Annotated in this window: 11 protein-coding genes; 5 read left to right on the top strand and 6 right to left on the bottom strand. The window is 68.5% G+C overall.

The features are described 5' to 3' along the window. On the top strand, positions 1-1305 hold a 1305-nt coding region (locus tag D7V88_RS03730), incomplete at its 5' end, for an efflux RND transporter permease subunit (RefSeq protein WP_147448598.1). A gap of 5 nt (positions 1306-1310) precedes the next feature. Here the strand turns inward: D7V88_RS03730 and D7V88_RS03725 are convergent. From D7V88_RS03725 to D7V88_RS03705, 5 genes are all read right to left on the bottom strand, one after another. Beyond that, entirely contained in the window at positions 1311-1886 is a 576-nt protein-coding gene (locus D7V88_RS03725) for an imm11 family protein (RefSeq protein WP_120539202.1), read from the bottom strand. Positions 1887-1948: 62 nt separating this feature from the next. Next, the gene (locus tag D7V88_RS03720; RefSeq protein WP_120539201.1) at positions 1949-2332 is read right to left on the bottom strand and encodes a methylglyoxal synthase; all 384 of its coding nucleotides are present in this window, start codon (positions 2330-2332) and stop codon (positions 1949-1951) included. Positions 2333-2482: 150 nt separating this feature from the next. Then, positions 2483-3457 (bottom strand): hypothetical protein, encoded by a 975-nt coding sequence (locus D7V88_RS03715; RefSeq protein WP_147448597.1) that lies wholly within the window; start codon positions 3455-3457, stop codon positions 2483-2485. Positions 3458-3477: 20 nt separating this feature from the next. Then, entirely contained in the window at positions 3478-5388 is a 1911-nt protein-coding gene (locus D7V88_RS03710; protein ID WP_120539199.1) for a hypothetical protein, read from the bottom strand. A gap of 9 nt (positions 5389-5397) precedes the next feature. Then, a complete protein-coding gene (locus tag D7V88_RS03705; protein ID WP_147448596.1) occupies positions 5398-5625 on the bottom strand; it encodes a hypothetical protein in 228 nt (75 codons plus the stop codon). A gap of 205 nt (positions 5626-5830) precedes the next feature. Here D7V88_RS03705 and D7V88_RS03700 point away from each other — a divergent pair, with 205 nt between their 5' ends. After that, entirely contained in the window at positions 5831-6295 is a 465-nt protein-coding gene (locus D7V88_RS03700; protein WP_120539197.1) for a DUF2267 domain-containing protein, read from the top strand. 61 nt (positions 6296-6356) lie between these two features. Here D7V88_RS03700 and D7V88_RS03695 read toward each other — a convergent pair whose 3' ends face one another. Beyond that, positions 6357-7400, bottom strand: coding sequence for a serine hydrolase domain-containing protein (locus D7V88_RS03695; protein WP_244237958.1), 1044 nt, complete (start codon positions 7398-7400; stop codon positions 6357-6359). Between the two features lie 367 nt (positions 7401-7767). On the opposite strand from D7V88_RS03695, the gene D7V88_RS03690 reads away from it, so the two are divergent. The 3 genes from D7V88_RS03690 to D7V88_RS03680 are packed head-to-tail and all read left to right on the top strand — an operon-like array spanning position 7768 to position 11319. Further along, complete coding sequence (locus tag D7V88_RS03690) at positions 7768-8454, top strand: FKBP-type peptidyl-prolyl cis-trans isomerase N-terminal domain-containing protein (protein WP_120539195.1); 687 nt, start codon at positions 7768-7770, stop codon at positions 8452-8454. Between the two features lie 43 nt (positions 8455-8497). Next, positions 8498-10144 (top strand): alpha/beta fold hydrolase, encoded by a 1647-nt coding sequence (locus tag D7V88_RS03685; RefSeq protein WP_120539194.1) that lies wholly within the window; start codon positions 8498-8500, stop codon positions 10142-10144. Between the two features lie 8 nt (positions 10145-10152). Continuing rightward, positions 10153-11319, top strand: a complete 1167-nt coding sequence (locus tag D7V88_RS03680; RefSeq protein WP_120539193.1) for an RICIN domain-containing protein — start codon at positions 10153-10155, stop codon at positions 11317-11319. The last annotated feature ends 42 nt before the right edge of the window (positions 11320-11361 follow it).

The following is an 11361-nucleotide window of genomic DNA, read 5'->3' as shown; positions in this document are numbered from 1 at the left end:
AGCGTGAACTCCGGCAACATGAACCTGACGCTGTTGCCGCGCGACGAACGCATGTCCCAGGCGGAGTTCGCGCAGGTGCTGCGCAAGGAGCTGAACAGCTACCCGGGCCTGCGCGCGGTGGTGCAGGACCTGTCGCAGGCGGGCTTCACCGCGCAGCGCGGCTTCCCGGTGGAGTTCAGCGTGCGCGGTTCGGACTGGGACAAGCTGGTGGAGGCGAGCCAGTCCCTGAGAGATCAGCTCACGGCGTCCGGCAAGGTGGTGGACCTGGACACGGACTACCAGTTGGGCCAGCCGGAGCTGCGAATCACTCCGGACCGTGCGCGCGCGGCGGACGTGGGGGTGCCCATCCAGGCGGTGGCCTCCACGGTGAACGCGCTGGTGGGCGGCGTGCGCGTGGGCAAGTACAGCAGCGGCGGGCGACGCATCGACGTGCGGATGCGGCTGCTGGCGGATCAGCGGTCGCGGCCGGAGGACCTGTCGCTGCTCAAGGTGCGCACGGCGAACAACACGCTGGTGCCGCTGTCGTCGTTGGTGACGCAGCAGGAGCTGCCCGCGTTGCAGGCGATTACGCGTCGCGACCGCGAGCGGGCCATCAGCCTGTTCGCCAACGTGGCGCCGGGCTCCAACCAGGAGGAGGCGCTGGCCACGGTGGAGCAATTGGGCAAGAACCTGCCCGGGGGCATCCGCGTGGTGGCGGGCGGCGCGAGCGTGGCGTTCCGCGACTCGATGAGCAGCCTCATCTTCGCGCTCTTCCTGGGCATCGCCGTCGCGTACATGGTGCTGGGCGCGCAGTTCAATTCGTTCCTGCACCCGGTGACGGTGCTGACCATCCTTCCGCTGTCGGTGGCGGGCGCGTCGTTCGCGCTGCTCGTCACGGGCAACACGCTGAACATCTTCAGCATGATTGGCCTGCTGCTGCTGATGGGCATCGTGAAGAAGAACTCCATCATCCTGGTGGACTACGCGCTCCAACAGCGCGAGCTGGGCCTGGACGCGATGCAGGCCATGTTGCGCGCGGGGCCAGTGCGCCTGCGGCCCATCCTGATGACGTCCACGGCGACGATGATGTCCGCGGTGCCCGCGGCGCTGGCCCTGGGCGCGGGCAGTGAGACGCGCGCGCCCATGTCCATCGCGGTGCTGGGCGGCCTGTCGGTGTCCACGGTGTTGAGCCTGCTCGTGGTGCCCGCCTTCTACGTGGTGGCGGACCGCTACAAGACGCGGCTGGGCAGGTGGCTGAGCCGGGGCAAGGGCGGGGATGAGACACCTCCGTCGCCAGAGGTGTCCCGGCCGGTGACGCACGGGTAGGGCGTTCAGCCCGCCCAGTCCTCGGGGGCGAGGAAGGTGAGCGTCGAGATGCCGGCGGACTCGATCGCTTCCTTCACCGCCGCATGCACGAGAATGGCGTTCACCGACTCAGCCAACCGGAACATCCGCGCGCCGAGCGCCCTGGCCGGGTCGATGGCCAGGGAGTCGATGTCGGCGGAGACCGTTCGCTCCTTCGTGCCCGGTGCGAACCGGGTGCTGCCCGCATCGGCCGCAGCGACCCTTCCGATGAGGTTGAAGGCGACGAAGTCCTGGTAGACCGTGCCGGCTTCCGGGTCGGTCAGCTCCACGGCATAGGTCTCGAGGTTGTCCACGCCGGCCCGTAGCAGGGCCTCGTGCAGGCGCCTGGACATCACCGTGATGGGCGTGAGCCACAAGTCCCCCAGCACCCAGCCTTCTTCGTCGGTGCCGCGCAGCTTGAGCGGGATGGGTTCAGGTGGTGGCCGGTCGAAACGCGCTCCCGTCATCCAACTGCGCAGGGGGTGGTCGCGCGTGTAGATGAGCCGGGCGCGGTCGCCGACGTCGGGGTCCTGCACGCCCAGCACGTAATAGGAATCAGGCATCGTGGATCCTGGGGCTCCCGTGAGGAGCGCCTCACCGGGACACTGCCACAGAACGGTCGGACTCAGCGGATCCCCTTGAGGATGAGCTCGGCGGTCGCCACGTTGGTGCAGAGCGGAACGTTGTGCACGTCGCAGTTGCGCATCAGCATGGCGATGTCGGGATCATGCGGGTGCGAGACCAGGGGATCGCGCAGGAAGATGACCGCGTCACAGCGACCGGCGATGACCTCCGAGGCGATCTGCGCGTCCCCGCCCAGCGGGCCCGACAGCTTCATCGTGATCTCCAGGCCCGCGGACTGGACCAGCAGGCCCGTGTTTCCGGTTCCGATGAGGTTGAAGCAGCGCAGACGGCTGCGGTGGTCGCGGACGAACGCGGCGAGCAGGGCCTTCTTTCCGTCGTGGGCCAGCAGCGCGATCGTCTTCCGCTTGTTCTGTTTCGTCTTCAATCTCTCTCCGCGCCAGGACGTTCATCCAAGAGTGGGGCCGATGGCGCGGAGAGTGACCCTCCCTGTGGTGGGTCAGTCCAGATGCTCGAGGTCGAGCCCCTGGGGCACGGCCCAGGGATGGCTCCGGACCTCGTAGATCGAGATCCGGGTTCACGTCCGGAGCTGAAACACCCCCGTGTAGCCGCCCGTCACGACACCGTCTTCCACCTGCGCCAGCCGGACGAGCAGGAACGGCGCTTCCTCTCCGAAGGGCACGGTGAGCTCGAAGTCCACACGCTGGAGTTCCCTCGGCCGCGACTCCAGGGGTTCGCCCAGGGACACGAACCCCACGGCCTCCCCGTGGGCCTCGGCCCGGTACTCCAGCGGGCCTTGCTCCAGCGCGCCGACGGTTTCGATGCGGCCCGGGCGGAAGCTCTCCTTCACGATGCCGGGTTCGAGCAGGGTGCCACGGACGCCCCGCCGGCCCGGTGCGTAGCGCAGCACCTGTTCGGCGTCGCTCGCCTCCACCCACGCGGCCTGCGCGGCGAATCGCACGGTCGAAGTGGCCGCCAGCACCGTCGCGAACTGGAGCGGGAACGTCAGGGTCGAACCCGGCGCCGCCGGGACGATGGTGACGTTGTGCTGGGCCACGTGCCGGTCGAACCCCGCACTCCACGGCACCGTCGGCCGGTCCATGAACACGCCGTCACACATCACCAGCAGGCACGCGTGCGTGCTGAAGGGCCCGGGAACCCAGGGCACGGGGCACTCCACGTCCATCACCCCGGGGCCCAGTTGGTTCGGCGGCACGTTCGTCCCCACCTGGGCGAGGACCCGGGGCGCGCTCCAGGCGATTCCCAGCGACGCATCCACGAACGCGAAGGTGACGCGCGTGGGAAACGACGTCAGCGTCCCGCGATTGCGGATCCGGACAAAGACTCGCACCGGCTGGCCGACGATGGCCTGGAGGATGGGCTTCCCGCTCGAATCCTCCATCCAGATGTAATGGGATTCCCAGAAGGTTTCACCGGCGAGGACCGGGCGCTCGCCCTCGTCGGTGTCCTTGTAGGGAATGACGAGCCAGCAGCCCTGGGGAACCGGCTCCAGTTGACACCGGTCATGCCGTCCGTGCTTGTGTTCGTCCATGGAAGGCATTGAGCCCACCTCTAGCTTTCCGGCTTCGCGGGCACGGGGTCGGCGTAGGGACTCGCCAGCTCCCACGTCAGCCAGCCGCGTCCCCGGTCATTGTCCAGGTTCCAGTCCGGCAGTCGCCCCGGATTCCGGATGAGCGTAACGCTCGCCTGCACCGCGGGACCGAACGACCCGTGGATGCCCCCGGGCCAGGCGGGAGGAGGGCGGGTGATGTCCTCCGTAGCGGCGTTCGCGCCCACGTCGTCGACGATGGCGGACGGCCACCGGCCCGCGAAGGGCCACACATCCGTCAGCGGTGTTTCGAGCGCGGTCGTGTCTGGATACGTGTTCCAGGTGCTGAGCGCGCCCGACCACGGCACGTGCAGTCCTTCCATTCCCCGGCTCTTGCAGACGCTCCCGGCGCTCAAATACGACAGGGGCAGGTTGTCCGCGAACTGGACCTTCTGCGTGGCGGTCGCGAACTCCGCGGGAGCTGGAGGTTGGAGGCCCGCGAAGACCGTCAGCTTGTGCAGCGCATCCAGGCCGTTGAACAGGTAGACCGCGATCCAGTGGAGCTGACACTCCAACTCGTCCCAGTTCAGCGTCTTGACCCCATCGACTATCAGCCCGATGCCGCCCGCGAGCGCCGCCGCGCCGAAGCCCGCGCCGCCCAGGAAGAACGAGGCGACGCCCGCCAATGCCAGAAGGATGCCGGAGATGATCTCTCCCACGTCCGGATCATGCTTGGCCTTCGGCGTGGGCGCCTTGAAGGGCGCATTCGTCTGGGGATCGATGAGCGTTGGGTCCACCCACGCTGGCGGGGTCTTGTCCGTGCACGCATCCGGAGGGTCGGCCGGGGGCGCCGGGTTGCAACCGATGACGTCGCCGGAGGACTGGAACCAGAGCTGGATCCACAGCAGCAGGTAGGCGACCTGGAGCCGGTCCTGCGTGAAGAGCGGCGCATCCTGTCCGGGGTAGGCGGCTGTCCAGGCGTCCACCCAGAAGGCCGTGAACGCCGGGGGGAGCACGTGGGGCAGGGCTTCTTCCGCGACGATGCTCCGCCCGACAATCTCCGCATCGAGCCCCCCGGTGAAGTCCACCAGGTCGTGCAGCCGCGCGTCACAGAGCCCCGGCCAGGCGGCATACGCAGGGGTGGGCACGTCGGTGGGGCCCATGGACGCCTTCGCGCCGTAGAAGCCCCAGACCCAGGCGTCCACGAAGTTCCCGATGAAGCGCGTGCGCCACCAGTGGTTGCGGTAGCTGGAGCCGACCAGCGAATTCATGAGGCCCGTGCCGCACACCAGCGCGGCGTAGGCGACCGTCCACCCCAGGGCATACGCGATGAAGCGACCGTCGCCACTGGCCAGGGCCCGGGCGCGCAGGGTGGAGGCGAAGTGTCCGGGCTGCTTCCAGTGCAACCAGTCACGGCCGTTCCACTGCTTCGGGGGAATCAGGTTGCTGGGATTGAGGAGGGGCGGCTTGCTGTTGCGCCCCATCTTCCGGCCGACCTCCGCCAGCTTCTCCTTGTCGGAGAACCGCTTCATGATCCGGCCCAGGTCTGCGGAGGCCAGTTGCACCTTGTCCAGTCCGCCGCTGTCCTTCAGTTCCTTGAGCCCATCGAAGTCGTGGTCCTTCACGAGCTTCGAGACCTGCTCCTGGAACTGCTTGAACGCGCGCAACGTCTGCACGACGCCGGGGGTGCTGTCCGTGGGGTCTCCGACCGCGAGCCGGAGGACCTCCACCCAGACGCTGTAGTAGGGCGAGCGGCCGCCGTTCTGTCCGGGCGTCTTCTCGAAGGGAACGAAGTCCCCGAGCGCCGGACCCAGCGCGCCCAGCCGGTACCACTTCAGGTTCGCCTCGATGACGTCGACCTCCGGCGCGCCCGACGCCTTCAGCGAATCCAATGCGCGCTGCGCGATCAACAGGCGCGTGGCGAGTCCAGGCATGGTGGCCTCCTAAGGCGGGGTGCAACCCTCGCAGTTGCACTGGCTCGCCGGAATGCCGTTGTTCGCGCAGTCGTCACGGCAGGCCTTGCAGCTTCCGCCTCCGCCGCCGCCACAGGAGTCCGCCGCCATCAGGCCCGTCACCGACAGGACCGCGATGAGGAGCGCGGGCCCGAAGCGCTTGAGGCGCCGCCCCACGAGGCTCGTGTGGGGTTGCAACGGTTCGCCGAGTCTCGACATGGTCGCTCCTTCGCGCACTGGAAGGGTTAACCTGTGGCGCTTGTCATCACCCTGCAATGCCTCCCTGTTGAGCCCTCCCTCGGGGGCATGTCTGGGGCGGGCATCCAGGCCCGGGAAGTTCCAGACGATGCCGACGTCCGCTCACGTGCGCAGCCTCTTCCCGGACCCTGGCCCCTTCGGGCCCACGAACCCTTGGAGATGCCCCATGGCCTCACCCCAGAATCCCTCGCAGGACACCCACGCCGTGCCCGTCAAGGAGCGCGACGAGTCGCTGGAGCTCCAGCCCTTCCTGGATGAAATCCAATCCGACGCGGTCATGCACAGCCAGGGCCTGGATGCCCGGGAGGCCGCGAGCGCGGTGCTGTGCACGCTCGCACGGCGCCTTTCGGACGGTGAGGACGTGAAGCTCTTCCGCGCGCTCACCGGCGGCATCGGGCAGATCCTGGGCGCCTGTTCGGTGCACCGAGGCCCCTCGCGCGCCCGGCGCATCGGCCGCGATGAGTTCATGTCCGACGTGGCGGACCATCTGAAGATCAAGGTCGACCAGGCGCCTCGCGTGGTCGCCGCCGTCTTCACGGCCGTGCGCGATCGCATCCCGGAGCAGGAGGTGGCGGCGGTGGCGTCGCAGCTTCCCGCGGACCTCGGGGACTACTTCCGCCGGCCCGTGTGAACTCTCGGACCGGCGTTCATTCCCGCCCGGAGCCAGCACACCGGCCCGGGCGGTGCCGCGCTCAGTTTCCGAGCGCCGTGCGGATGAGCGGCTTGAGGTCCTGCTCCAGGTCCACGGAGAACGACACCACGCCGCCTGTCGCATCCCCGGCGCCCAACTGCATGCCCAGGATGGCGTAGTAGCCCGCGTCCCGGTCCAACCAGGGCGTCCAACCGAAAGCGCCGGGCGAGCTGATGCTGGGGCATCCCAGGACGGGCACGGGGCTGCACTCCAGCCACGCCGTGAGCCCATAGCGGTAGGGATAGCCCACGTCCTGCATCGGGGAGTTGCCCACCGTCACGGACGGGTAGGGCTCTCGCGTCTGGGCGGAGAAGAGGGCCAGGGTGCCCTTCTCCAGGCCCGCGTAGCGCCCCCGGTGGAAGACGAGCGCGAGCAGCTTCGCGTACTCGTTCATGGACGCGCGCAACCCTCCAGCGATGAGCGGGTTGGTGGTGCCCAGCATCTGCGTCGGCGCCGTGTAGTAGGTGACCCCCGAAGGCAGGCCGAGCGGCGTCGCCAGCGTCTGCGTGAAGAGCGTGTTCCAGCCCTTGTTGGTCACCACCTCCGCCATGCGCGCCGCCACCTGGAGGTGTACGCCGCCGTAGTCGAAGCGCGTGCCCGGCGGGGCCTTCACCGGCACGGTGGCGATCTGCGCGACGCACTCCTGGAGGGTGAGGGTGACCCGGGAAGTGCACGGGTGGTTCGGCTCCAGCCCCGAGGTGAACGAGAGCAGGTGGCGCAGGGTGATGCCCGCCTTGTCCCCGGTCCACCCGAGCACCTGGCCGGTGGTGGAGTCCAGCGACAGCAGGCCCTGCCGGATGACGTCGAAGAGGACGACGCCGGACACCATCTTCGAGGACGACGCCACCGCCACGCGCTCGTCGGGCGTGAAGTCACCCACCATCTGTTCAAACACCTTGCGGTCCTGGGCGTCGTAGATGGCGATGCCCATCCGCGTCACCCCCGCCGCCGCGGCCCGCGACGCCACCAGTGTGCCCACCGCGCTCCACGGTGAGCCCGCGTCGGGTGCCAGCGGACTCGCCTCCGCGAGTGCTCCGGCACTCACCCCCGAGTGAGTCTCTTCCGACGCCGGACTCCCCGCGCCTCCACATGCCAACAACATGAAGCACAAACCGACAGAACACATCCGCGCGACTGCTTTCATGAACACCTCCGGCGTCCTTCAACACGGGGTCCTCAAATTGGTTGCGGGGAAATATCGACATCCGTCGTTGACCAGTTCGTGCGAGGGTTTCCGTGACGCGTCAGGGGCGGCCCTGACGTGTCATGTGTCTCTGTTTTCAGGCCGTTCCGGGGCGGGCCCGCGCGCGGAGCTGTCGCAAACCCTGGCACGTGAATTGATGTAGCGCGGGGTGCCGCTGCTTCCTGGCGGAGCGCTTCCTTCTGCCTCAACCACCCCGGAGTTCGTGCCCATGAGACCTCTTGCCTTCTTCCTGCTCTTCAGCGCGGCGGCCGCCCACGCCGCCACACCGCTCGCGACGGACAAGGAGCGGGACAGCTACGCCCTGGGGCAGGACGTCGCGGAGTCGCTCAAGCGCAACGACGCGGACCTGGACATCAACGCGCTGCTCCAGGGCCTGCGGGACAACCTGGAGGCAAAGCCCTCCCTGCTGACCGGGGTGGAGCTCACCACCGCGCGGGAGCGGGGCCGCAACGCGATGCTCCAGAACCGCAAGGCGAAGCTCGCGGCGGACTCGGCGAAGTACGGCAAGGCGGGGCAGGACTTCCTGGCGAAGCACAAGGCCATGCCGGGCGTGGTCACCACCGCGAGCGGCCTCCAGTACCAGGTGCTGACGCCCACGCCCGCAGGCCCACGCCCCGGCCCGGCGAACCGGGTGGTCTTCGAGTTCAAGGGCATGATCGTCGGTGGCACGAACGCGGAGTTCGACAGCTCCGCGGCCCAGGGCAAGGTCTCCGTCATCGGCGTCAGCGACGGCATCAAGGGCTGGACGGAGGCCTTCCAGCTCATGACGCTGGGAAGCAAGTACCGCTTCGTCGTTCCCCCGCAGTTGGCCTACGGCGCCCAGGGACTTCCCGGCAAGGTGCCCCCCAACGCGACGCTGGTCTACGAGATCACGCTGCGCGAAGTGGCGAAGTGAAAGGGCGGGCTCTCCAATGACAACCTTTTCAAAAAGACAGGCCGTGCTGTTCACCGCGCTGCTGTTGCTGGGCTCGACGGCCGCCGCGCAGGGGACGCTCGATTGCCAGACATCCCAGGAGCGCGTGCCCGCCGTGGGATTGACGCCCAACCCGAGGGCCGTGGCGACGGTGCCGCTGGACAGGCAGCGCCTGGGCTACGTCCGGGTGGGCGGCGGGTGTGAGGTGTCTCGCTTCGGCCTGGAGTCCGTGCACGCCGCGGTGATGGTGCAGAACGCGCCCGACGGGGAGTTCGGCTGGCGCTGCAAGGGCGCGGACCCCGCGTTCGTCTCCAATCCGGCCTGGGCGAGGGCGTCCGTCACGTACTGCAAGGCCACCGATGCGGCCGGGGCGAACCTGCCCCTGCAATGCACGACGCTGACGAAGCGCACGGGGGGCCTGCTGCGCAACCCCGTCGTGGAGGTGTCGCTCACGCCGACGCTCGTCACCGATGGCTACACCGTCGTCTCCGGTGGCTGTGACACGTCCCACTTCGGCAACGGCTCCGTGCACGCGGAGAACGTGGTGGTGTCCCGCCCCACGCCGGGTGGCCAGGGCTGGTACTGCCAGGCGGCGGATCCGCCGAACCACGCGCAGGACGCCTCGGTGGAGGCGTCGCTCGTCGCCTGCCGCGTGGCGCCCACGGCGGTCACCCCCAAGCCGAGCCTCCAGTGCACGGTGACGCAGGGCACCCCGGGGACGGGGGCCTATCCGAAGTCCATCGCGAAGGGGCCGGGCAGGGCGCTGGGCGGCGGCTGTGAGCTGTCCTGGGCCGGCAATGGCTCCATCCACGCCGAGTTCATGGTGCAGCAGGGTCCGCAGCCCTCGGACGGCTCCTGGGCCTGCCTGGCCGCGGATCCGCCGTTGATCTCCAACCCCGGTACGGCGAAGGCCAGCGTGGTGAGCTGTGGCATCACGACCGCCGCCGTGCCGACGCCGGTCCCCGCGCCGACGAGCCGCAAGAACCCGGTCATCATCGTTGGGGGCACCATGGCGTCGGAGTTCCTCTACCTGCTGCTGGAGGCGCGGCTGCGGGCGGACGGCTACTACGTGGAGTTCTTCGAGCTGCCGGGCTTCGGGCTCATCGACATCCGCGAGGGCGCGCAGGTGCTCAAGAACCGGGTGTCGGAGGTGTTGCTCAAGACGGGGGCGGAGAAGGTCAACCTGATCGGCCACAGCCAGGGCGGCATCACGTCCCGCACCTTCATCCACGATTTCGGCCACAAGCAGGTGGAGAACATGATCAGCCTGGGCACGCCCCACAAGGGCACCCATGTGGACCCGCTGCTGGCCGCGCTGCTGGTCGGGTGTACCTCCCAGCCCACGGACAGCCCCATCTGCCACCAGCTCCGCGCGGGGCCGTTCCTGGAGGAAATCAATGTCCGGGCCGCGGACGACGCCATCGCCTACACCAACATCAACAACCTGAAGCAGTTCGACGTGTTCACCGACGCGGCCACCAACGGCCGCATGGACAACTGCGACCGCACGAACGCGAAGGGCCAGTCGCTGAAGTGCAACATCACCGTGCAGGAGCAGTGCCCGCTCATCTTCGTGGAGCACATCGGACTGGCGTCGAATGGCGCGGTCTACAGCGGCATCCGTCAGGCGCTGGCGCGTGAACCCATCGCTTTCAACTGCATGGAACTCTGAAAGAGAACATGAATCCAAGGCACTGGCTTACCCGGCTGCTCCTGCCGCTGATGGCGTGCTCCGGCGTCGCGTCCGCGGCCACCCCGACCTACCAGACCCAGAACATCGAAGGCTGGACGGTGAATGTCGACACCCGCCTGCCGGCGACCAACAAGGCCGCGACGGACAAGGCCGTCGTGCTCCTCGCGGCGCAGTTGAAGGAGATCGTCCGCGTCGTCCCGGCGGGACCCGTGACGCAACTGCGCAAGGTGTCGCTGTGGCTGTCCCCGCAATACGCCGGTCAGCCGGCGCGCGCCGAGTACCATCCCAATGCGGCCTGGTTGAGCAGCAACGGCCGCAACCCGGCGATGGCCCGGAACGTGGAAATCTCGAACGTCCTCGTCTTCGAGGCGGAATCGCAGCGGATGCCCCAGTTCGTGCTGCACGAGCTGGCGCACGCCTACGCGGATCAGGTCCTCGCGGGTTCGGCCGCGGAGCTCCAGGCGGCCTACACCCGCGCGGTCGCGAGCAAGGGTTATGACCTGGTGCAGCGCTTCAATGGTCCGGGCCAGCCCACGACGACCGAGCGCGCCTACGCCATGTCGAACGTGAGCGAGTACTTCGCGGAGACCACCGAGGCCTTCTTCGGCCGCAACGACTTCCAGCCGTTCAACCGCGACGAGCTGGCGAAGGTGGACCCCACCGTGACGGCGCTGCTCCAGAAGGTGTGGCAGGTGCCGACAGCGCCCCCGGGCCCGTCCTTCAATCCGCAGTGCTTCTACCGGCTGACGACGCTGTGGCAGGGCGATGGTCTGTCGCTGGACATCGTCAACGACGGCACCAACACCACGCCGCTGCTGATGAAGACGGCCACGGCGTCGGGGCAGCAGTGGAAGCTGACGCCCGAGGCGAATGGCGCCTGGCGGTTGACCACCCTGTGGCGTGGCGCGGACCTGTCACTGGCCAATACATCGACGAACCGACCCCTGCTCGTGAAGACGGCCGCCGTCGCGGAGCAGCAGTGGAAGGTGACGCCCGTGGGCAACGGCTTCTACTGGCTGACGAACCAGGGGCAGGGGGGAGCCCTGTCGTTGGACATCCTCAACGACGGTAGGAACACCGCGCCCGTGCTGGCCAGGACCGCATCGGCCTCCGGCCAGCACTGGAAGGTCGTGCCCGTGAGCGCCTGCCCCTGAGGGATGGACGTCCACCGGGAGGAGCGGGTCTCCCGGTGGCGT

The sequence above is a fragment of the Corallococcus terminator genome (assembly GCF_003611635.1).
Taxonomy (GTDB): Bacteria; Myxococcota; Myxococcia; order Myxococcales; family Myxococcaceae; genus Corallococcus; species Corallococcus terminator.
The sequence above is the reverse complement of the archived record's forward strand: the minus strand, read 5'-3'. Positions and strand labels throughout refer to the sequence as shown.

Bases quoted from the DNA above. Each gene is read 5' to 3' on its own strand.
- D7V88_RS03725 (WP_120539202.1), bottom strand. From the start codon at position 1,886: ATGCCTGATTCCTATTACGTGCTGGGCGTGCAGGACCCCGACGTCGGC.
- D7V88_RS03715 (WP_147448597.1), bottom strand. From the start codon at position 3,457: ATGGACGAACACAAGCACGGACGGCATGACCGGTGTCAACTGGAGCCG.
- D7V88_RS03710 (WP_120539199.1), bottom strand. From the start codon at position 5,388: ATGCCTGGACTCGCCACGCGCCTGTTGATCGCGCAGCGCGCATTGGAT.
- D7V88_RS03705 (WP_147448596.1), bottom strand. From the start codon at position 5,625: ATGTCGAGACTCGGCGAACCGTTGCAACCCCACACGAGCCTCGTGGGG.
- D7V88_RS03700 (WP_120539197.1), top strand. From the start codon at position 5,831: ATGGCCTCACCCCAGAATCCCTCGCAGGACACCCACGCCGTGCCCGTC.
- D7V88_RS03690 (WP_120539195.1), top strand. From the start codon at position 7,768: ATGAGACCTCTTGCCTTCTTCCTGCTCTTCAGCGCGGCGGCCGCCCAC.
- D7V88_RS03680 (WP_120539193.1), top strand. From the start codon at position 10,153: ATGAATCCAAGGCACTGGCTTACCCGGCTGCTCCTGCCGCTGATGGCG.